We start from the raw sequence: 24,236 nt of genomic DNA, 5'->3' as shown, positions 1-24,236 counted from the left end.
CGTGGCCCCGCCCCCTGTCCGCCACGGCTGCCAGGGGGTTTTGGCTTCATGCTGCATACGCATAAACCTGCATGTCCGCCGCCCACGCCATCGGGTACCCTTGTTTTTGCTTTCCGCCCAGGACTTCCAGGATTTCCGCATGACACAGAACATTTCCGCCGCCGAACAGGCCCTGCGCGACGCTGCGCGCGAATACCACCGCAACCCCACCCGGGGCAAGATTTCGGTCACCCCCACCAAGCCTTTGTCCAATCAGCGCGACCTGTCGCTGGCCTACTCGCCGGGCGTGGCTTACCCATGCCTCGACATCGCTGCCGACCCGTCCAAGGCGTTTGACTTCACCTCGCGCGGCAACCTGGTCGCGGTGATCACCAACGGCACGGCGGTGCTGGGCCTGGGTGACATCGGCCCGCTGGCCAGCAAGCCGGTGATGGAAGGCAAGGGCTGCCTGTTCAAGAAGTTCGCGGGCGTCGACGTGTTCGACATCGAACTGGCCGAGCGCGACCCCGACAAGCTCATCGAGATCATCGCGGCACTGGAGCCCACGCTGGGCGGCATCAACCTCGAAGACATCAAGGCACCCGAGTGCTTCTACATCGAGCGCGAACTCAGCAAGCGCATGAACATCCCGGTGTTCCATGACGACCAGCACGGCACGGCCATCATCAGCAGCGCGGCGCTGCTCAACGGCCTGGAGCTGGTGGGTAAGCAGATCGACCAGGTGAAGATTGCCGTGTCGGGCGCGGGAGCGGCCGCCATTGCCTGCCTGAACGTGATGGTGGGCCTGGGCGTGAAGATCGAGAACGTCTTCGTGTGCGACTCCAAGGGCGTGATCTACGAAGGCCGCCCCGGTGGCTACGACGAATCCAAGGCGGCCTACGCGCAAAAGACCGACGCCCGCACGCTGGCCGATGCGGTCAACGGCGCCGACGTGTTCCTGGGCTGCTCGGCCCCCGGCGTGCTCACGGCCGAGATGGTCAAGACCATGGGCCCCAAGCCCATCATCCTGGCCCTGGCCAACCCCGAGCCCGAGATCCGCCCCGAACTCGCCAAGGCCATCCGCCCCGACTGCATCATCGCCACGGGCCGCTCGGACTACCCGAACCAGGTCAACAACGTCCTGTGCTTCCCGTACATCTTCCGCGGCGCGCTGGACTGCGGTGCCACCAAGATCACCGAGGCCATGAAGCTGGCCTGCGTACGCCAGATCGCCGACCTGGCCAAGGCCGACATCAGCGAAGAAGTGGCCAGCGCCTATGCAGGCAAAGAACTGACCTTTGGCCCTGACTACCTCATCCCCACGCCGTTCGACTCGCGCCTGATCCTCAAGATCGCGCCCGCCGTGGCCAAGGCCGCTGCCGAATCGGGCGTGGCCACGCGCCCCATCGAAGACATGGAGGCCTACAAGGAAACGCTGTCGCGCTTTGTCTACCAGACCGGCATGCTGATGCGCCCCGTGATCAACGCGGCCAAGGCCCTGCCCGATGCACAAAAGCGCGTGGCCTACGCCGACGGTGAAGACGAACGCGCCCTGCGCGCCGCGCAGATGGCCATCGACGACAAGATCGCCACGCCCATCCTCATCGGCCGCCCCGCCGTGATTGCCGCGCGCATCGCCAAGGCCGGCCTGCGCATGCAGCTGGGCAAGGACGTGGAGGTGTGCAACCCCGAGGACGACCCGCGCTTTCGCCAGTACTGGGAGCACTACCACCAGCTCATGAAGCGCAACGGCGCCTCGCCCGAAGTGGCCAAGGCCGCCGTGCGCCGCTCCAACACCATCATCGCCTCGCTGATGGTCAAGCTGGGCGATGCCGACGCCATGATCTGCGGCCTGGTGGGCACGTATGAAACGCACCTGGAGCGCATCCACAGCATCATCGGCCGCCAGGAAGGCGCCAACAACTACGCCGCGCTGAACGCGCTGATGACCAACCGGGGCACGCTGTTCATTGCCGACACCTACGTGAACGAAGACCCCACGGCCCAGCAGCTGGCGGACATCGCCTGGATGTCGGTGCAGGAGGTGCAACGCTTTGGCATCCCACCCAAGGTCGCTTTCCTGTCGCACTCCAGCTATGGCTCGTCCAAGCGTGCGTCGGCCCGCAAGATGCGCGAGGCTCGCGACCTGTTCGTGGCCGCCCATCCCGAGATCGAGTGTGATGGCGAGCTGCACGGCGATGCCGCGCTGGAGCCGAACATCCGCAACGCCTACATGGCGGATTCGACCCTGACTGACTCGGCCAACCTGCTGATCTGCCCCAACCTGGATGCTGCCAACATCCTCTACAACGTGCTCAAGACGACCACCAGCGGTGGCGTCACGGTGGGCCCCATCCTGATGGGCGCCGCTGCCACGGCCTACATCCTGACCCCGGCCGCCACCGTACGCCGGGTGCTCAACATGACGGCCCTGGCCGTGGCCAGCGCTGCCGCCCGGCCACGCTGAGCGCGCTGTGCCGTGCTGACCTGAGCGCAGGCCGTGAGCAGGCCTGCCCACACACCGTTGCAACGGGGCCCTCGGGCCCCGTTTTTCATGGGCAAGCCAACCCCCTGGCCCTGCGCATGCACCATTTCGGGAAACCCAGCATGCTGACGCGCACCACTTCGGTGAACAATGGGGCGCAGCAAAGCACCCGCGTACACAAACCGGGCATCGTTTTTGCTGACTGCAGGACCATGGCCCATCAAAGGGGCCAGTGCCTTCCCTCACCGAATTTCCCCTCGCCCGACAGGAGCCCCGAATGAAAAAAAGACTGTTCATGCAAACCGCCGCCGCCCTGGCCCTGATCGGCAGCACCTCGCTGGCCCAGGCGCAGGCCACCACGCCCATCAAGTTCCAGCTCGACTGGCGTTTTGAAGGCCCTGCCGCACTATTCCTGCAACCCGTGGCCAAGGGCTACTTCAAGGCCGCAGGCCTGGACGTGACGGTGGATGCGGGCAACGGCTCCGGCGGCGCGGTGCAGCGCGTGGCCTCGGGCACCTACGACATGGGTTTTGCCGATCTGGCCGCCGTGATGGAGTTCCACGCCAACAACCCCGACGCGCAGAACAAGCCCGTGGCGGTGATGGTGGTCTACAACAACACGCCCGCCTCGGTCATGGCGCTGAAAAAGAGCGGCATCGCCAAGCCCGCCGACCTGGCTGGCAAGAAGCTGGGCGCCCCCGTGTTCGACGCAGGCCGCCGCGCGTTCCCCATCTTCCAGAAGGCCAATGGCATCGGCGCCGTGACCTGGACCGCCATGGACCCGCCACTGCGCGAAACCATGCTGGTGCGCGGCGACGTGGACGCCATCACCGGCTTCACCTTCACCTCGCTGCTCAACCTGGAAGCCCGTGGCGCCAAGGCCGCCGACGTGGTGGTGCTGCCCTATGCCGACTTTGGCGTGAAGCTGTACGGCAACGTGATCATCGCCAGCCCCAAGCTCATCAAGGAGAACCCGGGCGCCATCAAGGCGTTCCTGTCGGCCTTCACCAAGGGCGCCAAGGAAGTCATTGCCAACCCCGCAGCCTCCATCGAATACGTGAAGGCGCGCGACGGCATCGTGAACGTGCCGCTCGAAACCCGCCGCCTGCAGCTGGCCATCGACACGGTGATCAACAGCCCCGACGCCCGCGCCGAAGGCTTTGGCCAGCTCAAGCCCGGCCGCCTCTCGCTGATGGCGTCGCAGGTATCGGATGCGTTCAACACCAAGACCCGCGTGAACGCCGACGATGTGTGGAACGCCAGCTTTCTGCCCAGCGCGGCCGAGCTGAACATCCTGCCGAAGAAGTGACACCCCCTGAGTCGCTTCGCGCCTTCCCCCTCTCTCGACTCGCTGCGCGAGTCGGGAGGGGGACGCCCCCGGTGCACGCCAGCGAAGCGCCGCCTACGCGGCATGGCGGCCCTTGCACGGGGGCGCTGGCCTGGGCCGCGCCCAGCATCAACCTCGGTGCACCAACACTACTCATTACGGACCTCTGATGCAGGCTGCTGATTCCTACTTTGTGGACTTCCGCGATGTCTGGCTCGCGTACAACGACGAGCTGCGCGCCAAGAACCAGTTTGCGGTCGAAGCCATCGACCTGCAGGTACGCCAGGGCGAATTCATCGCCATCGTGGGCCCCTCGGGCTGTGGCAAGTCCACCTTCATGAAGCTGGCCACCGGGTTGAAGATGCCCTCCATGGGCAAGATCCTCATCGACGGGCAGCCGGTGACGGGGCCGCTCAAGGTCTCGGGCATGGCCTTCCAGGCGCCTTCGCTGCTGCCCTGGCGCACCACGGTGGACAACGTGCTGCTGCCGCTTGAAATCGTCGAGCCCTACCGCAGCAACTTCAAGCAAAAACGCAAGGAATACGAAGAGCGCGCCCGCAAGCTGCTGCAAAAGGTGGGGCTGGCGGGCTATGAGGACAAGTTTCCCTGGCAGCTGTCGGGCGGCATGCAGCAGCGCGCCAGCATCTGCCGCGCGCTCATCCATGAGCCCCAGATGCTGCTGCTCGACGAGCCGTTTGGCGCACTCGACGCCTTCACCCGCGAGGAGCTGTGGTGCATCCTGCGCGACCTCTGGACCGAGCAGCAGTTCAACGTGATCCTGGTCACGCACGATCTGCGCGAATCGGTCTTCCTGGCCGACACGGTGTATGTGATGAGCAAGAGCCCCGGCCGGTTCGTGGTGCGCAAGGAGATCGAACTGCCCCGCCCGCGCGACCTGGAGGTGACCTACACCAAGGAGTTCACCGACATCGTTCACGAACTGCGCGGCCACATCGGCGCACTGCGCAAAGCCGGCGCGCCCATCCAGCAATAACAAGAAAGCGCCTCATCCCATGCACAAGAAAACCGTCGAGCGCTGGTCTCCCTGGCTGCTGCTGACCGCCACCATCCTGCTGTGGCAGATCATCTGTTCGGCCTTCAATGTCTCCGAGTTCATCTTCCCCAGCCCCTGGGCCATTGCCACCCAGCTGGTGGAGTTTGGCGGCGTCATCGCAGGCCACGCCTGGCGAACCTTCTGGGTCACCATGGCCGGCTTTGGCATCGCCATCGTCGTGGGGGTGCTGCTGGGCTTTGTGATCGGCTCTTCGCGCCTGGCCTACGCCGCCGTGTACCCGCTGATGACGGCCTTCAACGCACTGCCCAAGGCCGCCTTTGTGCCCATTCTGGTGGTGTGGTTCGGCATTGGCGTGGGCCCGGCCATCCTCACGGCGTTCCTCATCAGCTTCTTCCCCATCATGGTCAACATCGCCACCGGCCTCGCCACGCTGGAGCCCGAGCTGGAAGACGTGCTGCGCGTGCTGGGCGCCAAGCGCTGGGACGTGCTGACCAAGGTGGGCCTGCCGCGCTCCATGCCGTACTTCTACGGCTCGCTCAAGGTCGCCATCACCCTGGCCTTTGTGGGTACCACGGTGTCGGAAATGACAGCTGCCAACGAAGGCATTGGCTACCTGCTCATCAGCGCGGGCTCGTCCATGCAAATGGGCCTGGCCTTTGCGGGCCTGATGGTGGTGGGCGCCATGGCCATGGTGATGTACGAACTGTTCAGCTGGATCGAAAAGCGCACCACGGGCTGGGCGCACCGGGGATCCCAGGGGGAATAGGCAGGGTACATCCCCCTAAGTCGCTTCGCGCCTTCCCCCTTCTCTCGAACTACTTGCGTAGTTCGGGAAGGGGGACACCGCCAGCGCGGCGGGGCGGCCCTTGCGCGGCGGTACGGGCTGAGGCCGTGCCAGTCTCTACCGTTGTCAGCCGATTCCCCTGGGATTGAAAGAACGATGTCACTCTCACCCAACCAGATCACGCTTCATCTTCGCCGTGCCAACGCCGTGGCCCAGCGCGCCAAGGACATGGGCCGCCATCCCTTCGGCGCGCTGCTGGTTGCGCCCGATGGCGAGACGGTGCTGGCCGAGCAGGGCAACATAGACACCGTGAACCATGCCGAGAGCACGCTGGCCCGCACGGCGGCGGCCAACTATCCCGGCGAGTACCTGGCCCGGTGCACGCTGGTCACCACCTTCGAGCCCTGCGCCATGTGTGCAGGCACCATCTACTGGGCGGGCATCGGCCGCGTGCTGTATGGCGCCGAAGAAGCCGCCCTGCTCGCCCTGACGGGCGACCACCCCGAGAACCCCACGCTGGCCCTGCCTTGCCGCACGGTGTTTGCGAGCGGCCAGCGCCCCACCGAGGTGCTGGGGCCGATGCCTGCGCTGCAAGACGAGATCACGGCCCTGCACCGCGATTTCTGGCGGTAGTTGGCTCTGGCGCTTGTATGCCAAGCGCAAGCAGCTCCTCTTTCAGGAGCAAAAGACACCACCAACCGGTGACTCGGCACCCTGCCGCTATACTGCCCGCCCCGTTTGGACGACAGCAGGATCACACCGCATGCGCTTGACCATTCTTTTGCGCCTTCTGGCCCTTGGGGCCGCAGCAGGTCTGGCCGCATGCGGTGGCACCGCGCCGACCCAGCCAGCGGCGGGCGACGCCACACCGGTCGCAGCGACCCCATCCACCGCGCTCCCCGTCCGCATCGGCATCGCCCTGGGCGGGGGGGCTGCCAAGGGCTTTGCGCACATCGGCGTGATCAAGATGCTGGAGGCCAATGGCCTGGCGCCCGCCGTGGTCTCGGGCACCAGCGCCGGCAGTGTGGTCGGCGCGCTGTATGCCAGTGGCATGAACGCGTTTGAGATGCAGGAAAAGGCCGTGACGCTGGACGAAGCCAAGATCCGTGACCTGCAGTTGTCGTCCGGCGGGTTGGTGCTGGGCCAGAAGCTTGAAGACTATGTGAACGAGCAGGTGCGCCGCAAACCGCTGGAACAGATGGCCAAGCCCTTTGTCGTTGTCGCCACGCGGCTGGAAGACGGTGAGCGCACCGTGTTTGCACGCGGCAACACGGGCCAGGCCGTGCGCGCATCGAGCAGCGTGCCGGGCGTGTTCCAGCCCGTCACCATCGGCAAATACCATTTTGTGGATGGCGGCATCGTGAGCCCTGTGCCTGTGGATGCCGCACGCCAGCTGGGCGCCGACATCGTGATCGCGGTGGATATCTCCAACAAGGCCCGGGGCCAAACGCCGGGCAACATGCTGGGTGCGCTGAACCAGTCGATTGCCATCATGGGCCAGAAGCTGGGCCAGGCCGAGCTGGCGCGGGCCGACGTGATCATCCGCCCGCAGGTGCTGGACATTGGCGCCGCCGACTTCAGCCAGCGCGCCAATGCCATCGTGGAAGGCGAGAAGGCCGCGCTGGCCGTGATGCCGCAAATCCGCGAGCGTGTGGCCCAGCTCCAGGCCGAGCGCAGCAAGGCGGCGGCGCAGGCCCAGCAGAAGGCGGCCGAGGCGCAGTACCAGGCCTGCCTGGACAACCGCAGCCGGCTGCAGAAGCTGGCGGGCCTCGCCAAACTGGACGACTCCTGCCCGGCGCCCAAGTAGCGCGGCAAACAAACGATTCCGGCACAGTGCCCTTCGGGTAAAGTCAACTGCGCCCCGGCCTGCCAGCACATCCCGGCACAGACTTCACGCCCCACTGCCCGCCCTACCCATGTCTTCGCCGTTCTCCGCCGTCAAACCCAGCGCCAAGCTCTCCGACCAGGTGGCCAGCGCGCTGGAGGCCGAGATCCGCGCGGGCCGCATCCAGGCGTCCGACAAGCTGCCCACCGAGGCGGTGCTGGCGCAGCAGTTCCAGGTGAGCCGCACAGTGGTGCGCGAGGCCATCTCGCGCCTCAAGTCGCTGGGGCTGGTGGACTCCCGCCAGGGCAGCGGCGTGTATGTGCTGGCTCCGGGAATAGAGCCGCTGCAGTTCGATGTGCCCCTGGCGGCATCGCGCGAGGCGGTGATGCAGATTGTGGAGGTAAGGCGTGCGCTGGAGGCCGAGGTGGCCGAGCTGGCGGCCCTGCGGCGCACCGATGAAGACATGGCCGCCATACGTGCCGCCATGCAGCACATCGCCGACGCCGTGCGTGCAGGCCGCGACGGGGTGGAAGAAGATGTGCTGTTCCACCGCGCCATCGCCCGGGCGGCAGGCAACCCGTTCATGATCAGCACGCTGGACTATCTGGCGCAGTTCCTCAAGGGCGCCACCCGCGTGACCCGTGCCAACGAAGCGCGTCGCACCGACTTTGCCGATGCGGTGACCCACGAGCACACCCACATCGTGCGCGCCATCGAGGCGGGCGACCCGGTGGCAGCGCGGGCGGCTGCCGCGCAGCACATGAAGAACGCACTGGCCCGCATCGAGCAGGCCGACCTCACGTTCTGGGCCCAGGACGGCGCTCGGCTGGCCCAGCCGCTGGTGGCGGCATCCATACCGCTGGTGTTCTGAGCCACGTCCCAAACCTGTGCGCCGGGCTTGCGTCCCAACACATCGGTGATTTGCTACATATTTGGTAGCTACTCAGGCATATCGCACTAGCGCTTGAGCACCAAAACGCCTCAAAACCGCTTCCCCCTCCATGCCCACGCACTGGCAGACGCGGGTTAACCCGTAGCAGTGCCGTGCGCGATAATTTGTATGATAACCATATAAACATACCAACCAAGGTGCAGATGAAAACCCCTGCAAGGCCGTTTTGAGCGGCTCCAGCCTGGGTCAGCCCCTTCCATCCCGGAGATATCTCGTTCATGTCCACCCTCGCACTTCTCGGCATCGGCGCCGGCAGCATTGGCCTGCTCCTGTTGCTCATCATCCGCTGGCAGGTCCACGCCTTCGTGGCGATGATGCTGGTGAGCTTTCTGGTGGCGTTTGCCACGCAGATGCCCATTGGCGACATCATCAGCACGCTGATTGCGGGCATGGGCGGCACGCTGGGTTCGGTCGCCATCCTGGTGGCGCTGGGCTCCATGCTGGGGCGCATGATCGAGGTCTCGGGCGGTGCGGCCAGCCTGGCCAACCGCTTCACACAGCTGCTGGGTCCCACACGGGTGCCCATGGCGCTCACGGCCGCCGCGCTGGTGCTGGCCATCCCGGTGTTTTTTGACGTGGGCTTCATCATCCTGGTGCCCATCGTCTATGGCTTTTGCAAGGCAGCGGGCGTCAACCCCATCAAGTTCGGCCTGCCCGTGGCGGGCATCATGCTGGCCGCGCACGTGGTGGTGCCGCCGCACCCCGGCATCGTGGGTGGGGCAGCCATCGTCAAGGGCGACATTGGCTGGATCACCATCATTGGCCTGGCCATCTGCATCCCGCTCGCAGCGCTGTCGCAGGTCGTGTCGGGCTGGCTCAACCGCAAGGGCTACCCCATGCTGCCCACCACAGCCGAGCAGTTTGCGGCTTTTGGCAACAGCGAAGATAGCAAGGGCAGCAAGGCGGTTAAGGCGCCTAGCGTCGGCACCATCATGGCGCTGATCATCATCCCCCTGGCGCTCATCATGGCGGGCACCACCGGCGCCACACTGCTGCCCAAGGGCGACAACCTGCGCAACGTGCTGGGCTTCATCGGCTCGCCCATCTTTGCGCTGATGGTGGCTGTGGGCCTGGCCATGTTCCTGCTGGGCCGCAACCAGGGCTGGAACCGCGAGCGCACCAACGCCATCATGGAATCTGCCCTGCCCCCTGCCGCCACCGTGATCCTGGTGACGGGTGCGGGTGGCGTGTTTGCCAAGGTGCTCACGGCCAGCGGCATTGGCGCTGCGCTGTCGCAAAGCCTCACCGCTACTCACCTGCCGCTCATCCTGCTGGCGTTCATCATCTCTCTGGCCCTGCGCGCCGCCCAGGGCTCGGCCACCGTGGCCATCATCACCACCTGCGGCCTGCTGGCCGATGCGATGGCGGGTGGCGGGTATTCCCCCTTGCAAGTGGCGCTGCTCACGGTTGCCATCGGCTTTGGCAGCCTGGGCCTGTCACACGTCAACGATTCGGGCTTCTGGATCGTGACCCGCTACCTGGGCCTGAGCGTGGGCGATGGCCTGCGCACCTGGACCGTGCTGACCACCGTGCTGGGCCTTGCAGGTTTTGCAATGACCGCTTTGCTCTGGGTGCTGGTGGCCTAAGCGCCCTCTTATTGAAATTCTTTGAAGGACTGACAACATGACACAACCCACCGTCGGCATCATCGGCCTGGGCGCCATGGGCGCTGGCATTGCCAAGACTCTGCGCAACAACGGTTTCACCATCCACGTGTGCGACGTGCGCCCCGGCGTGGCCGAGGCCTTTGTGGCAGACGGTGGCACGGCCCACGCCACCACTGCTGCGCTGGCGGCGGTGAGTGATGTGGTGGTGTCGGTGGTGGTCAACGCCGCGCAGACCGAGAGCGTGCTGTTTGGCGACGATGGTAAAAGCGGTGCGGCCAGCACCTCGCGCCCCGGCAGCACCTTTGTGATGTGCTCCACCGTGGACCCCAACTGGTCCGTGGCGATGGAAGCGCGCCTGAACGCCCTGGGCCTGCACTATGTGGACGCCCCCATCTCCGGCGGCGCAGCCAAGGCTGCCTCGGGCCAGATGACCATGATGACCTCGGCCAAGCCCGAGGCCTATGCCGCTGCAGGCGCGGTGCTCGACGGCATGGCTGGCAAGGTGTACCGCCTGGGTGACAAGGCGGGCGCGGGCAGCAAGGTCAAGATCATCAACCAGTTGCTGGCCGGCGTGCACATTGCCGTGGCCGCCGAAGCCATGGCCCTGGGCCTGCGCGAAGGCGTGGAGGCCAGCGCCTTGTATGAAGTGATCACGAACAGCGCGGGCAACAGCTGGATGTTTGAAAACCGCATGGCACATGTGCTGGCGGGCGACTACACACCGCTTTCAGCCGTCGATATTTTTGTGAAGGACCTGGGCCTGGTGCTGGACACCGCACGCGCCAGCAAATTCCCCCTGCCTCTGGCGGCCACCGCGCACCAGATGTTCATGCAGGCATCCACCGCAGGCTTTGCCAAGGAAGATGACAGTGCCGTGATCAAGATCTTCCCTGGCATCACGTTGCCCGAAGGAAAGGAGAAGGCATGACACGCGCGTTGCTGGGCTGCATTGCCGACGACTTCACGGGCGCGACCGACCTGGCCAACAACCTCGTGCGCGCAGGCATGCGCGTGGTGCAGGCCATGGGCGTGCCCACGGCCCCGCTGGATGCGGAGGCCGATGCCATCGTGGTGGCACTCAAGTCGCGCACCGTTCCCAAAGACGAAGCCATCGCCCAGTCGCTGGCCGCACTGCAGTGGCTCAAGGCGCAGGGCACCGAGCAGATCTACTTCAAATACTGCTCCACCTTTGACAGCACGGCCGAAGGCAACATTGGCCCCGTGACCGATGCGCTGATGCAGGCCCTGGGCACCGACTTCACCATCGCCACGCCCGCCTTCCCCGACAACAAGCGCACCGTGTTCAAGGGCTATCTGTTTGTGGGCGACGTGTTGCTGAACGAGAGCGGCATGCAGAACCACCCGCTCACGCCCATGACCGACCCGAACCTGGTGCGCGTGCTGCAAGCGCAGACACCCAGCCGCGTGGGTCTGATCGACCACAGTGTGGTCGCACAGGGCGAGGCTGCCATCCGCGCACGCATCGACCAACTCAAGGCCGAGGGCGTGCGCATGGCCGTGGTCGATGCGGTGTCGAACGCCGACCTGATGCGCCTGGGCCCTGCCCTCAAGGGCATGCCGCTGGTCACAGCGGGCTCGGGCGTGGCCATTGGCCTGCCGGGCAACTTTGGCGTAGCCTCCAGCAACGAGGCAGCCCGCCTGCCCGCCGCGCAAGGGCTGCAGGCCATCGTGTCGGGCAGCTGCTCAGTGGCGACCAACCAGCAGGTCATGGATTTCATCAAAGCGGGCCAACCCGCTCTGGCCATCGACCCACTGCGCATTGCCGCAGGCGTGGACGTGGCCGCCGAAGCGCTGGCCTGGGCCGAAGGCCACCTCGGCAAAGGCCCGGTGCTGGTGTATTCCACCGCCGAGCCATCGGCCGTGCGCGCCATTCAGGGCAAGCTCGGTTCTGAGAAAGCCGGTGCCATGGTGGAAGAAACCATTGCCGCCGTTGCTCGCGGCCTGGTGCAGCGCGGTGTGCGCCAGCTCATCGTGGCGGGCGGTGAAACCTCGGGTGCCTGCGTGCAGGCCCTCGGCATTACGCAGATGCGCATTGGCGCGCAGATCGACCCCGGCGTGCCGTGGTGCCATGCCGTGGCCCCCGACGCCAAGGACGGGCTGCACATCACGCTGAAGTCGGGCAATTTTGGTAGCACCGACTTTTTCACCAAGGCTTTTGCACAATTGCTGGCATGACCTCTACCCCCGCCTTCATGGATGAGCGCCAAGCCCGCGACGAAATCTGCCGCGTGGGTCGCAGCCTGTTTGAGCGGGGCTATGTGCATGCCACCGCAGGCAACATCAGCGTGCGCCTGGCCGATGGCTACCTCATCACCCCTACCGATGCCTGCCTGGGCACGCTACAGCCCGAGCGGCTGGCGCGCCTGGACGCACACGGCCAGCAGGTGGCGGGCGACCGGGCCAGCAAGACCATTGCGCTGCACCGGCAGATTTACGAGGCATCGGCATCGACAGCAGCCCCCGCGCGCTGTGTGATCCACACGCACAGCACGCACCTGGTGGGCTGCTCGCTGCAAGCCGACACCGCTGCAGGTGGCCAGCTGGCGCCCGATGCGCAATTGCTGCCCCCCATCACGCCCTACTTTGTGATGAAGGTGGGCCGGGTGCCGCACATCCCTTACCACCGCCCGGGTGATGCTGCCGCTGCAACGCTGGTGGCGCAGACCATCACCCGCTATGCCGCACAGGGCAGCCCTGTGCGCGCCGTGATGCTGGCGCGCCTGGGGCCCAACGTGTGGCACGACACGCCCGCCGCCGCCATGGCCGTGCTGGAGGAGCTGGAAGAAACCGCACGCCTGTGGATGCTGTGCCAGCCTCGCCCCACGTCGCTGACCGAGCCCCAGATCGAGGAGCTGCGCCAGAGCTTTGGTGCCCACTGGTAACGGGCGGGCTGTGCCCATGGCGCGGGGATGAAAGAACACACACAAGGAGACAAACCATGACCCTTTCTTTCTGGCGCAAAGCCTTTGCTCCCATGCTGCTGGGCGTGCTGGCCGCAGGCGGTGCATCGGCTGCGGACTACCCCGCCCCCAAGCACGGCGAGTGGATCGTCAAGGATTTCCGCTTTCACACCGGCCAGACCCTGCCCGAACTCAAGCTGGCCTACTCCACCGTGGGTGATCCCACAGGCGAGCCGGTACTGGTGCTGCATGGCACCAATGGCTCGGCAGAGAGCATGCTCACGCCCGGCTTTGCAGGCACGCTGTTTGGCCCCGGCCAGCCGCTGGATGCACGCAAGTACTTCATCATCCTGCCGGACGCCATCGGCACCGGCCGCTCCAGCAAGCCGTCAGACGGCCTGCGCACCGCTTTTCCGGCATACAACTATGACGACATGGTGCAGGCCCAGTACCGCCTGCTGACCGAGCACCTGGGCGTGCGCCATGTGCGCGCCATCATTGGCAACTCCATGGGCGGCATGCACACCTGGGTGTGGGCCCAGCGCAACCCCGATTTCATGGACGTTGCCGTGCCCATGGCCTCGCTGCCCGCCGCCATGTCAGGCCGCAACTGGATGATGCGCCGCCTGCTGGTGGATGCCATCCGCAACGACCCCGAATGGCAGGGCGGCAACTACACCCGCCAGCCCCGCAGCCTGCAGTTCGCGTCGGTGTTCTTTGGCACGGGCACCAACGGCGGCAACCAGGGCCTGCAAAAGCTGGCTCCCACCCGCGCTGCGGCCGATGCGCTGGTGGAGCAACGCCTCAAAGCGCCTTTCCGTGGCGATGCCAACGACCACATCTACCAGTGGGAGGCATCACGCGACTACGACCCCGAGCCCGGGCTGGAACGCATCACCGCGCGCGTGCTGGCCATCAACTCGGCAGACGATGAGCGCAACCCACCCGAGCTGGGCGTGCTGGACAAAGCCATCGCCCGCATCCCGCACGCACAGGCCTACGTGATCCCAGCCAGCGCCGACACCCTCGGCCACAGCACGGTGGGCCTGGCGCGCTTTTACCAAGACCGGCTGGCGCAGGTGCTCACAACCGCACCCCGCCGCTGACCTCTTTTTCCTCAGGAACCTGTTTATGCCCCGCTTTGCCGCCAACCTGTCCATGCTCTACAACGACGTGGACTTTCTCGACCGTTTTGCTGCCGCCGCCCGCGATGGTTTCAAGGCGGTGGAGTACCTGTTTCCCTACGCCTACCCGGCGCAAGAACTGGCCGCGCGCCTGCAAGCCAACGGCCTGCAGCAGGTGCTGTTCAACGCCCCGCCCGGCAACTGGGACGCGGGCGAACGTGGGCTGGCCTGCCTGCCGGGGCGTGAGGCCGAGTTCCGCGAAGGCATTGCCAAGGCCATCGACTACGCCAAGGCCCTGCAGTGCCCCCGCATCCACGTGATGGCAGGTCTGGTGCCCCAGGGGGCAGACGCCGCCACCGTGCGCTCCACCTACATCGCCAACGTGCGCTACGCTGCCGAACAAGCCGCGCCGCACGGTATCCAGATCCTGCTGGAACCTATCAATGGCCGCGACATGCCCGGCTTCTTCCTCAGCCGCCAGGACCAGGCCCATGCGCTGATCGCAGAGATCGGCGCCGCCAACGTCAAGGTGCAGATGGACCTGTACCACTGCCAGATCGTGGAAGGCGACCTCGCGATGAAGGTGCGCCAGTACCTGCCCACAGGCCACGTCGGCCACTTCCAGATTGCCGGTGTGCCCGAGCGCCACGAACCCGATGTGGGCGAGATCAACTACACCTACCTGTTCAAGCTGTTGGACAGCCTGGGCTACGACGGCTGGATTGGCTGCGAATACCGCCCCGCGCGCGGGGCCGCCGCCCACGCCACCAGCGACGGGCTGGGCTGGCTCAAGCCCTGGCTGTAAAGACCTACCTCGCACCACAGTTGCCGTTGCACGCCTGACGCTGGTGCAGCGCGCACCATGGCGCGGCACGCGGGGGCGTTCGGGCATGGTTTCTCCTTGGGTTGGCATGGCACAGATCCTGCAAATACGCAGACGCCAAGAGTAGAAGCGTTCAGCGGCCACCGCCCGGAAATTGCTCTTGAAGCATGCAATGGACTGACGCCACCACGGGCGCACAGGACTGTGCGTCTTCAGGAGGCCGGTGCCCCCACCTCGCAGCCCCAGCGCCCTGTCGGTTGATTGCATGCACCCCGTTCGGAGGGGTGTGAAGCCTGGCTTTTCACTCCCCCGTGGTTACCCGCCAACGACCAGGAGTGCTCCACCATGCAACGCCGTTCCCTCATCCGCGCCACCGGCGCCGCCGCCCTTCTGTCTGCCACACCGTTTGTGCGCGCCCAGGGCAATCTGCAAAAGTTCAAGTTCAACCTGGGCTGGAAGGTCGAGGCCTCGGGCGCAGGCTTTTTGCTGGCGCAGCAGCGCGGCTACTACAAGGATGCAGGCCTTGATGTCACCATCGACACCGGCAACGGGTCTGCCTCGGCCATCAGCCTGGTGGCGGGTGGTGCCTATGACGCGGCATCGGCCGACCTCTCGACCATGATCGAGTTCAACACCGCCAATCCGCAGTCCAGGCTGGCAGCGGTCGCCATCCAGTACGACCTGAACCCCAACTCGGTCATGGTGCGCAAGGACGGCGCTATCAAGAAGCCCGCTGACCTGGCGGGCAAGACCATCCTGGGTCAGCCCTTCAACGCTTCGCGCAAGCTCTTTCCCGCCTTTGCCAAGGCACAGGGCTTTGATGGCAGCGGCGTGAAATGGGAGAACGTCGCACCCGACATCGGCGACACACGCTTCGTCAAAGGCGATTTCGACGCAGCGGCGTACTTCTTCTTCACCGGTCTGCTCAACCTGAAGGCGCGGGGCCTGACACCGGATCAGATCACGGTGTTCCGCTTTTCGGACTATGGCCTCAAGTCGTATGGCAACGGACTCATTGCCAACGCCAAGAGCATGCAGGACAACCCGGATGCCATGAAGGCCTTCGTCAAAGCCACCACACGCGGCTGGGTCGACGCGATTGCCGACCCGCGCGCCGGCGCTGCCGCCATCAAGGCCCGAGAGCCCCTGGCCCATGAAGAGATCGAGTTCGAACGCCTGCAGCTCATCGTGGACGGCACCATGAAGACCGCCGAGACACGCGCCAACGGCTGGGGCGCTGCCACGCCTACGCGCCTGCAGGCCACCATCGATGAGACCGTGGCCGCCTTTGGCCTCAAGAGCAGCCTGGCGGTGGCCGACATCTGGACTGACCGCTTTCTGCCCCCGGCCGTAGACCGCAAGCTCAAGGCCTGACCAGGGGAAAGCCATGGGCATCCCCCTCCTCGACCTCAGCGGCGCCCTGCAGCCGGGCGCGCCGCGCAGCCCCGCCGTGATGGCCGTGGCCGCCCAACTGCGCCAGGCCTGCACGGGCCCGGGGTTCTTCTACGTGCGCCACCACGGTGTGCCGCAGGACATCATTGCACGCCAATTTGCTCTGGCGCAGCAGTTCTTCGACCTGCCGTTGGCATCCAAGGAAGCGATTTCGCTGCACCACTCACCCGCGATGCGGGGCTACGAAAGCCTGGGCGGGCAGACCCTGGACGCGAATGCGCGCCCGGACCTCAAGGAGAGCTTCTATTGCGGGCTGGACTATGCGGCAGACCATCCGTATGTGCAGCGCGGCTACCACTCCTACGGCAGCAACCAGTGGCCTGAGGGGTTGCCCGAGCTGGCCACCCAGAGCCGCACCTACATCGCCGCCATGCGGCAACTGGCCCTGCGGCTGATGCAGCTGCTGGCGCTCTCGCTCGACCTGCCAGAAGACTATTTCGACCACACACACCAGAGTCCCATGCTCACGCTGCGGCTCCTGCGCTACCCACCCCATCCTGAGAGCGCCGATGCGCTCACCTTTGGCGCGGGCGAGCACACCGACTGGGGAGCCATCACCCTGCTGGCCCAGGACCACCATGGCGGGCTGGAGGTGAAACTTCCCACCGGCGAATGGGTGTCTGCCACACCCATCGAGGGAGCGCTGGTGGTGAACCTGGGCGACATGATTCCGCGCTGGACGAATGGGCTGTACCGATCCAACCCCCACCGCGTGCGCAACGTGCACAGCGGGGGCGCACCGCGCCACTCCATTCCGTTCTTCTACACGCCCGACTACGAGGCCCAGGTGGTCCCCGTCCCCACCTGCGTGCCTGCGGGTGAGTCGCCGCGCTTTGCACCCTGCACCGTGGGCGCGCACCTGCAGGCCATGTACCGCAAGACGTACGGCCTGGGTCAGATCACCACCCCAGCCAGCGCGGCGGTGATGGCATGAGGCTCTGGTTCAACCTGCTGTGCCAGGACATCGAAGCGCAGCTTCAGTTCTATCAAGCCCTGCTGCAGTTGCCCGAGGCGTCGGGGACGCGCTCGGCCATCTACCGGGCGGTGGAGACCGAGCACTTCCAGCTCGGCTTCAATGCCCCCGAGGCCTATGCCCTGCTAGGCCTGGCCGACCGGCAGCCTGGCGCAGCCTTGCCGTCACCACGCGGCGTGACAGGCTATGCCACCTTCATGCTGGACACACCGGACGCCGTGGAGGCTGCCAGCGAAAAGGCCAAAGCTCTGGGCGGACAGGTCATCAAGCCACCTTACGCCACGTACTACGGCCAATGGCAGGCGGTGCTGGCGGACCCGGAAGACAACGTGTTCCGGATAAGCGCTGTGGGTGTACCGCGCCACGTCGCTTGAGCCTGCCCCTGCCCGGCCGCGCCATCTACGGCAGCCGACCACCCAGGCATCGGCGGGGCGGACAAGCGCCCACCCCTGCCTCCCAAGTCACGCGTCAATAAGCCTTGAAGTTGGCCGCCACCCGCTGGTTCAGGTAGTCGCCCGCGGCAATCGCCGGGTACTTCTTGCCGGGCCCTTCGATGATGGCGTCGCGGTTGGCCTGGGCAAAGAAGGCGATGCTGTAGCGCGGCCCCATGTACTCGCCTGGCAGAGGGTTCTTCACACGGTGGAAGTTGCTGGGCAGCTGGTCGTCGCTCCAGCGCATCAGCATGTCCCCGATGTTGCAGGTGATGGCCTGCTCGTCGGGCTCCACCGAGGTCCAGGCCTGGGTGTCCATCTCCTTGCCCGGGCACACCTGCAGGCCGCCCTGGCCCTGGCGCTGAAAGAGCAGGGTCAGGCAATCAAAGTCGGTATGCGCCCCGGCGCGCCACAGGCCCAGGCTGGCTTGTTGCTCGGGCGGGGTCGCAAAGTAGTGCAGCAGGCGCAAGGTGCTTTGGTAGCTGGCCTGCGCAGGGTCGTGCGCGCCGGCAAAGAAGGCCTCGTCAAACCCCAGCTTCCACGCAAAGCACGACAGCACCTGCATGGCCACCTGCCAGCACTGGCCCTCAAACGCGAGCATGGTGGCCTGGAAGCCCGCCAGCTCCTCGTCGGTGGGCCACAGGCCTGCCATGTGCGGGCGGGTGATCTGGTACGACTCCTTCTGGTCCGGTGTGCCGGTGGAGGGGCGCACCTGCGCGCGGCTCTCCCAGCCCACGTTGAGCGCCTTCTTGAGCGGGTACTGCGCCTTCACGGCATCCGGCAGCGCAAAGAAACGCTCGGTCATCGCAAAGGCTTTATGCACCCCGGCCAGGTCAATGCCGTGGTTCACGATCTGGAAAAAGCCGACATCGACGGCGGCGTCCCATAGCTGATCGGCAATCTCGGTCTTGCGCTGAGCAAAGTGGCTGAGGTCGATGCGGCGGATCTCGCGGCTCGCGGTTTCCGAGCCCATCGCGCCCATGCGCGTTTCTTTTTGCAGCTCGGCGAGGTCGTAGGTGGCAGTGGTGGTCATGCAGTTCTCCTGAAGACAAGTGGAAGGAAGAAAGGCCCTCCCGCTGGGTGCTTCAAGAGCGTTTGGCACCGCCTGCTGCGGCCGGCCGTTCAACCCTTGAAGCCACGGTGTGCCAACGCACACCGCTGTGCGCACAGCGGGCTTCAAGAGCAATTTCCGACTGGCATCGCCTCGTGCAGGATGGCACAGGGACAACGCAGTGAACGCTTCTACTCTTGCCAATAGCGATGCAAGAAGAATGCCCACGCGCCTTGCATGTGTGCCAGCGCAAAGTCAGAGCGCTTGTGCACAGCGCGTCCAAAGCCATGCATACATGTCACTGATTGTGATTGGCATGCCAAATGCATAGCGCCCTGCACCACAACGGCGGGCGTGCAGACAGTCCGGCGTTGCACAACGACAGCAACCCACCCACCATCGACGGAGACACACCATGCACGCGCTCATGTCTGCACCCCCGGCCAGCTTTGACGACCCTACCCCCATCAACGACACCGACGGCACCTACCTGCGCCAGGCCATCGCGTGGTCGTGCACCGCCCGCGCGCGCGGCAACCGCCCGTTTGGTGCGGTGGTCATCAGCGCCGAAGGGCACCTGCTGGCCGAGGCCTACTGCAACACCACCGAGACCGGCGACTGCACCGGCCACGCCGAAACCAATGCCGTGCGCCAGCTCAGCCCCCGCGTGGGCCGCGATGCCCTGGCCAAGGCCACGCTGTATTCGTCGGCCGAGCCCTGCGTGATGTGTGCGGGCGCCATCTTCTGGTCGGGCATTGGGCGCGTGGTGTTCGGCATTGATGCCGAACGCCTGCGCGTGTTCCGGGGCGAACGTGCCGAACAGCGCGACGCCGAGCTGTCGTGCCGCGACGTGTTTGCCGCCTCGCCCCACGCCATCGAATGCATCGGCCCGGCGCTGGTCGAAGAAGCCAGCGCACCGCATATCGGGTTCTGGAAAGTCTGACCCACTCCTGCGCGGGCAGAATCTGCGGCGCACACTCTGCAATCCCCCCATGCCTCGCACCAAAGCCATGACCGAATCCGAAGCCGAAGCCGCCTCCGGCGCGCTGCTCAGCCGCGCCAAACAAGGCCGCGAACGCATCCTGGGCGCCATCCGCGAAGCGGCCATTGCCGAGTTCAGCCGCCATGGTTTCAAGGGGGCATCCACCAAGGCCATTGCCGAGCGCGCCGGCCTGACCAAGCCCCAGCTGCACTACTACATCAGCAGCAAGGAAGAGCTGTATGAAGAGCTGCTGTACTCGGTGCTCAACGGCTGGTCGGGCGCCTTCATTTTCGACAGCAACAGCGACGATCCCAAGAAGGTGTTGAGCAGCTACGTGCGCAAAAAGCTCGACTACGCGCTGGACAACCCGGGCCTGTCGCGCATCTTCACCACCGAGGTGCTGGGCGGTGGGCGCAATCTGGGCAAGTACTGGCCGGTGGCCGTCAAGTCCACCCAGCAGAAGGTGGACCTCATCAACCGCTGGATTGCCGAAGGCCGCATGCGCAAGGTGGACGCCAAGGTTTTGCTGATGCAGATCTGGGGCATGACGCAGCACTACGCCGACTACGGCGTGCAGGTGCACATCATGCTGGGCCTGGCGCCCGACGAGCCCATCGACCGCGAGCCCATCGTGCGCGAACTCACCAGCTTTGTGCTGCTGGGCTGCGGCCTCGCACCAGACTAAGGCCCCCGCCCCATTCTGGGCATCCCTCAGGTGCCCGAGGGACGAGTCCCGGGAAATTTGCACCAGCACGCGGCGTCAAAAGCCGCTTTCAGGCCGCGTTGATCCACCACAAAGACGTTTGACCGCTTTTTGTGGCTGGCACAGCCTTTGCAATAGTTTGACCAATCGATCAAATCACATGGTCAAACAATGCAGACAGCCCCTGACACCGCCAGCAGTACCTGCGCCACCCGCACAGAACACGCATTCGAGCTGATCCTGCAGCGCAGCCAGATGCGCTTGCCCGTCGCCCCCGGCGAGAGCATGGCCGATGTGCTGCAGCTCGCTGGCGTACCGCTGGAAACCCTGTGCGAGCAGGGCGTGTGCGGCACCTGCGTCACCCGCTGGCTGGACGGCGAGCCCGACCACCGCGACAGCTGCCTGAGCGCTGCAGAGCAAGCCACCCACGTCGCCGTGTGCTGCGCGCGCAGCCACAGCCCCACGCTCACGCTGGACCTGTAGGCCCATCCCCCACAACCCGAAGGACCCCCGCCATGCGCATCCTCGTGATCTATTGCCACCCGGTAGAGACCAGCTACAACGCAGCCCTGCACACCGAGGTGGTGCAGCAGCTGCGCGGCGCGGGCCATGAGGTGGACGACTGCGACCTGTACGCCGAGGGCTTCAACCCCGTGATGACACGCGAAGAGCGCCTGGGCTACCACGAGGTGCCCAGCAACCAGTTGCCCGTGCAGGGCTATGTGGACCGCCTGCTCTGGGCCGAAGCCGTGGTGTTCTGCTTTCCCACCTGGTGCTTTGGCATGCCGGCGATGCTCAAGGGATTTTTCGACCGCGTGCTCATGCCCGGCGTGGCGTTTGACATCAGCGACCCGCACAACGTCAAGCCGTCGCTCACGCACATCAAGCGCATCTCCGCCGTGGTCACCTATGGCCGCCCCCGCTGGACGGCCCTGTTCATGGGCGACCCGCCGCGCAAGTCCATCACCCGCTACATGCGCCTGCTCACGGGCGGAAAAGCGCGGGTGGACTACCACGCCTATTACCACATGAACGTGGCCACACCGCCCCGGCTGGCGGCCTTCAAGGCCCGCGTGGGCCAGGCGATGGCGCGCTTTGCATAAGACAACGTTCTAAGGGCCACGGCATGCACGCATCCAACACCCCCGACCACATCCTGCGCGCCCGGTTGCCGCGCTGGCTGCTGCCCTCCCCGTGGCCGCAGCAGGGCCACCAGCCCGCACTGGCCGATCTGCGCCTGGCCCAGGGCCGCATCGTGCAAGTGCTGCCCCACGGCACCCAGCCTGCGCTACACGGCGCTGTGTGGGACGTGGCAGGCGCGCTGGTGCTGCCCGGCCTGGTCGATGCGCACACCCACCTGGACAAGGCCTTCACCCTGCCGCGCATGGGAGAGGTCAAACCCGGCCTGCTGGGCGCCATCGAGGCCATGATGGTGGACCGCCAAAGCTGGACCGAAGCCGACATCCACGCCCGCGCCAGCCGCGCGCTGCAATGGGCCTACGACGCAGGCACCGTCCACCTGCGCACCCACTGCGACTGGTGGGAGCCCGACGCGCAGCCACTGGCCTGGAACGTGTTGCGCGCACTGGCCCACGACTGGGCCGACCGCATCACGCTGGAGCGCGTGAGCCTGATCCCCTTACACCTGTACGCAGACCGCAGCGCCGCCCTGCGGCTGGCCGCCACCGTGGCCGCCAGCGGCCCCGGCGCATTGCTGGGCGGCTTTGTGCATTCCACCAACTGGGACCCGCAGGCGCTGCACCACCTGTTGGAAGCCGCACAACACCACGGGCTGAACGTCGACCTGCATGTGGACGAAGAACTGCACCCCGGCGCCCAGGGCTTGGCGACCACCGCCGCACTGCTCAAGGAGCTGGGTTTCGAAGGCCATGTGGTCTGCGGCCACACCTGCGCGCTGGCCGCACAGGACGAGGCCACGGCCCTCGCCACGCTCGATGCCGTGGCACAAAGCCCCATCACCCTGGTCACGCTGCCCATCACCAACCTGCTGCTGCAGGACGCCACCACCGGCCGCACGCCGCGCCAGCGGGGCCTGACGCTGGTGAAGGAGGCCCGTGCACGCGGCATCCCGGTGCTGGTCGCCAGCGACAACGTGCAAGACCCGTTCAGCCCCGTGGGCAGCTTTGACCCGCTGGAAGCCCTGGCCACGGGTGTGCTGGCTGCGCAGCTGGATGCACCTTTCGACCAATGGAGCGAATCGCTGTGCCGCGCCGACTGGCTGTGCACCGGCCACACTGGCACCACAGCGCTGCCGCTGCAGCCTGGCACGGTGGCTGACCTGCTGGTCTTCACGCAGGCTGACCACTGGGGCTTTCCATCGCGCGCACAAAGCCGTGTGGTGCTGCGCCAGGGCCGCGTCGCCAGCGGCCATGCACCGGCTGCCTGGCATGTGCCAACCACCCAATCCGCAAGGAGCCTCGCATGAGCCCCACATCTGCGCCGGGCATCGCCCAGCCCCTGGCCCGCTACGCCGCATGGCGCCGCGCAGGCGACTTCATCTACCTGAGCGGGATCATTGCCGTGGACCCTGCCGCCAGCCGCATCGTGCGCGGCTACGACGACATCCCGCATGAGGCCGCCACGCTGATTGGCCGCACCGGCGAGTTCAGCAGCGACATCAAGGAAGGCCCCATCCTCGCGCAGAGCTGGTATGTGCTCGACCGCATCCGCCAGACCATTGAGGCCGCCGGCGGCCAGATGTCCGACGTGTTCAAGCTGGTGCAGTACTTCAAGAACCTGGACCACTTCCCACAGTACAGCCGCGTGCGCAAGCTGTTCTTCCCCGGCGAGCCCCCCGCATCCACCGTAGTGGAAGTGAGCGGCATGTTGCCCACGCCCGACATCCTCATCGAGGTCGAAGCGACCGCCTACCTGCCCCAGCGCTGAGCCACCCCCGACACCCTCACGAAAGTCTTTCATGCTGCACGGCTACAACCCGCCCCACCGCTACCTGCCCTACCTGAGCTGGACCGAGATCGCCGACCTGCCCGACAAGGAAAACACCGTCATCGTGCTGCCCACCGGCGCCACCGAGCAGCATGGCCCGCACCTGCCGTGTGCGGTGGACACGGTGATCAGCGCGGGCGTAGTGGGCCACGCGCTGGCGCGCCTGCCGGCCGAGGTGCCTGCGTTCGCGATGGCGCCGATCACCTACGGCAAGTCCGAAGAACACCTGCACTTCCCCGGCACCGTCACGCTGAGCGGCGAGACCCTGCTGGCCACCATGAACGAGGTGGGCGAGTCGGTATACCGCGCGGGCTTTCGCAAGCTGCTGTTCGTCAACGGCCACGGCGGTCAGCCGCAGGTGATGGAAATGTGCGCGCGTGAGCTGCGCCTGCGCCATGGCGACTTCATTGTGGTGCCCAGCTTCACCTGGCGGGTGCCGCATGTGGCTGGCAAGTACCTGTCCGACACCGAAAAGAAACTGGCTATGCACGCAGGCCATGCCGAGACCGCGTTGATGCTGGCGCTGGCCCCCGACACCGTGCACATGGAGCGTGCGGTAGTCAACTACCCACCCGTTTTTGACTCGCCCCTGCTCTCACCCGACGGCCGCCCGGCCTGCGCCTGGAGTGCGCGCGACTTCGGCCCCAGCGGAATCATTGGCGACCCGCTGCCCGCCACGGCCGAACAAGGGCACGCCATCCTCGACTCGCTGGCCGTGAGCTGGGCCGCCGCCATTGCCGAGCTGCACAAGCTGCAGTGGGCACCGCGCGCTGAGCCCACCTGGGGCCGCGCCCATCACACCGGGCACGTGGAGCACTCCAGCGCACTGGCCTGA

At 66.0% G+C, this 24,236-nt stretch carries 24 protein-coding genes; 23 read left to right on the top strand and 1 reads right to left on the bottom strand.

Annotated features, from left to right (window positions below; genetic code table 11):
- Window positions 1-139 precede the first annotated feature (139 nt).
- From ASD75_RS19050 to ASD75_RS18975, 16 genes are all read left to right on the top strand, one after another.
- On the top strand, window positions 140-2,446 hold the full coding sequence (locus tag ASD75_RS19050; protein ID WP_056747727.1) for an NADP-dependent malic enzyme: 2,307 nt from the start codon (window positions 140-142) through the stop codon (window positions 2,444-2,446).
- A gap of 295 nt (window positions 2,447-2,741) precedes the next feature.
- On the top strand, window positions 2,742-3,773 hold the full coding sequence (locus tag ASD75_RS19045) for an ABC transporter substrate-binding protein (protein WP_056747390.1): 1,032 nt from the start codon (window positions 2,742-2,744) through the stop codon (window positions 3,771-3,773).
- Between the two features lie 187 nt (window positions 3,774-3,960).
- Window positions 3,961-4,785, top strand: a complete 825-nt coding sequence (locus ASD75_RS19040) for an ABC transporter ATP-binding protein (protein WP_056747389.1) — start codon at window positions 3,961-3,963, stop codon at window positions 4,783-4,785.
- A gap of 19 nt (window positions 4,786-4,804) precedes the next feature.
- Window positions 4,805-5,572 (top strand): ABC transporter permease, encoded by a 768-nt coding sequence (locus tag ASD75_RS19035; RefSeq protein WP_056060732.1) that lies wholly within the window; start codon window positions 4,805-4,807, stop codon window positions 5,570-5,572.
- 174 nt (window positions 5,573-5,746) lie between these two features.
- Window positions 5,747-6,223 carry a nucleoside deaminase gene (locus ASD75_RS19030; protein WP_056747388.1) on the top strand — a complete coding sequence of 159 codons (477 nt, stop codon included), beginning with the start codon at window positions 5,747-5,749 and terminating at the stop codon, window positions 6,221-6,223.
- 130 nt (window positions 6,224-6,353) lie between these two features.
- Window positions 6,354-7,397 (top strand): patatin-like phospholipase family protein, encoded by a 1,044-nt coding sequence (locus ASD75_RS19025; protein WP_056747387.1) that lies wholly within the window; start codon window positions 6,354-6,356, stop codon window positions 7,395-7,397.
- A 109-nt stretch (window positions 7,398-7,506) separates the two neighbouring features.
- Entirely contained in the window at window positions 7,507-8,286 is a 780-nt protein-coding gene (locus ASD75_RS19020; RefSeq protein ID WP_056747386.1) for a FadR/GntR family transcriptional regulator, read from the top strand.
- A 299-nt stretch (window positions 8,287-8,585) separates the two neighbouring features.
- On the top strand, window positions 8,586-9,953 hold the full coding sequence (locus tag ASD75_RS19015; protein WP_056747385.1) for a GntP family transporter: 1,368 nt from the start codon (window positions 8,586-8,588) through the stop codon (window positions 9,951-9,953).
- Between the two features lie 37 nt (window positions 9,954-9,990).
- On the top strand, window positions 9,991-10,902 hold the full coding sequence (ltnD, locus tag ASD75_RS19010) for an L-threonate dehydrogenase (protein ID WP_056060717.1): 912 nt from the start codon (window positions 9,991-9,993) through the stop codon (window positions 10,900-10,902).
- Window positions 10,899-12,170 carry a 3-oxo-tetronate kinase gene (gene otnK, locus ASD75_RS19005; RefSeq protein WP_056747384.1) on the top strand — a complete coding sequence of 424 codons (1,272 nt, stop codon included), beginning with the start codon at window positions 10,899-10,901 and terminating at the stop codon, window positions 12,168-12,170. Before ltnD ends, otnK begins: the two co-directional genes overlap by 4 nt.
- Before the next feature lie 17 nt (window positions 12,171-12,187).
- Window positions 12,188-12,877 (top strand): aldolase, encoded by a 690-nt coding sequence (locus ASD75_RS19000; protein ID WP_056747725.1) that lies wholly within the window; start codon window positions 12,188-12,190, stop codon window positions 12,875-12,877.
- A 56-nt stretch (window positions 12,878-12,933) separates the two neighbouring features.
- Window positions 12,934-14,001 (top strand): alpha/beta fold hydrolase, encoded by a 1,068-nt coding sequence (locus tag ASD75_RS18995; RefSeq protein WP_056747383.1) that lies wholly within the window; start codon window positions 12,934-12,936, stop codon window positions 13,999-14,001.
- 25 nt (window positions 14,002-14,026) lie between these two features.
- The gene (gene otnI, locus ASD75_RS18990) at window positions 14,027-14,824 is read left to right on the top strand and encodes a 2-oxo-tetronate isomerase (RefSeq protein WP_056747382.1); all 798 of its coding nucleotides are present in this window, start codon (window positions 14,027-14,029) and stop codon (window positions 14,822-14,824) included.
- Between the two features lie 363 nt (window positions 14,825-15,187).
- Complete coding sequence (locus ASD75_RS18985) at window positions 15,188-16,216, top strand: ABC transporter substrate-binding protein (RefSeq protein ID WP_056747381.1); 1,029 nt, start codon at window positions 15,188-15,190, stop codon at window positions 16,214-16,216.
- Window positions 16,217-16,229: 13 nt separating this feature from the next.
- Window positions 16,230-17,228, top strand: coding sequence for an isopenicillin N synthase family oxygenase (locus ASD75_RS18980; RefSeq protein ID WP_056747380.1), 999 nt, complete (start codon window positions 16,230-16,232; stop codon window positions 17,226-17,228).
- Window positions 17,225-17,641, top strand: a complete 417-nt coding sequence (locus ASD75_RS18975; protein ID WP_056747379.1) for a VOC family protein — start codon at window positions 17,225-17,227, stop codon at window positions 17,639-17,641. The genes ASD75_RS18980 and ASD75_RS18975 overlap by 4 nt, the downstream gene beginning before the upstream one ends.
- 94 nt (window positions 17,642-17,735) lie before the next feature.
- Here ASD75_RS18975 and ASD75_RS18970 read toward each other — a convergent pair whose 3' ends face one another.
- Window positions 17,736-18,731, bottom strand: a complete 996-nt coding sequence (locus ASD75_RS18970) for an isopenicillin N synthase family oxygenase (protein ID WP_056747378.1) — start codon at window positions 18,729-18,731, stop codon at window positions 17,736-17,738.
- 445 nt (window positions 18,732-19,176) lie between these two features.
- Between ASD75_RS18970 and ASD75_RS18965 the strand changes: the two genes are divergently transcribed.
- From ASD75_RS18965 to ASD75_RS18935, 7 genes are all read left to right on the top strand, one after another.
- On the top strand, window positions 19,177-19,692 hold the full coding sequence (locus ASD75_RS18965) for a nucleoside deaminase (protein ID WP_369804331.1): 516 nt from the start codon (window positions 19,177-19,179) through the stop codon (window positions 19,690-19,692).
- Window positions 19,693-19,759: 67 nt separating this feature from the next.
- Window positions 19,760-20,416, top strand: coding sequence for a TetR/AcrR family transcriptional regulator (locus ASD75_RS18960; RefSeq protein ID WP_056747723.1), 657 nt, complete (start codon window positions 19,760-19,762; stop codon window positions 20,414-20,416).
- A gap of 189 nt (window positions 20,417-20,605) precedes the next feature.
- Entirely contained in the window at window positions 20,606-20,917 is a 312-nt protein-coding gene (locus ASD75_RS18955) for a 2Fe-2S iron-sulfur cluster binding domain-containing protein (protein ID WP_056747376.1), read from the top strand.
- 32 nt (window positions 20,918-20,949) lie between these two features.
- A complete protein-coding gene (locus ASD75_RS18950) occupies window positions 20,950-21,537 on the top strand; it encodes an NAD(P)H-dependent oxidoreductase (RefSeq protein WP_044398955.1) in 588 nt (195 codons plus the stop codon).
- A 23-nt stretch (window positions 21,538-21,560) separates the two neighbouring features.
- Window positions 21,561-22,880: an amidohydrolase family protein gene (locus tag ASD75_RS18945; RefSeq protein WP_056747375.1), complete on the top strand. Its 1,320-nt coding sequence runs from the start codon at window positions 21,561-21,563 to the stop codon at window positions 22,878-22,880.
- Complete coding sequence (locus ASD75_RS18940; protein ID WP_056747374.1) at window positions 22,877-23,341, top strand: RidA family protein; 465 nt, start codon at window positions 22,877-22,879, stop codon at window positions 23,339-23,341. The genes ASD75_RS18945 and ASD75_RS18940 overlap by 4 nt, the downstream gene beginning before the upstream one ends.
- A gap of 31 nt (window positions 23,342-23,372) precedes the next feature.
- Window positions 23,373-24,236, top strand: coding sequence for a creatininase family protein (locus ASD75_RS18935; protein ID WP_056747373.1), 864 nt, complete (start codon window positions 23,373-23,375; stop codon window positions 24,234-24,236).

Origin of the sequence: Acidovorax sp. Root568 (genome assembly GCF_001427445.1) — a bacterium.
In the GTDB taxonomy this organism is placed as follows: domain Bacteria; phylum Pseudomonadota; class Gammaproteobacteria; order Burkholderiales; family Burkholderiaceae_C; genus Acidovorax; species Acidovorax delafieldii.
This window is presented reverse-complemented; position numbering and strand designations above follow the sequence as displayed.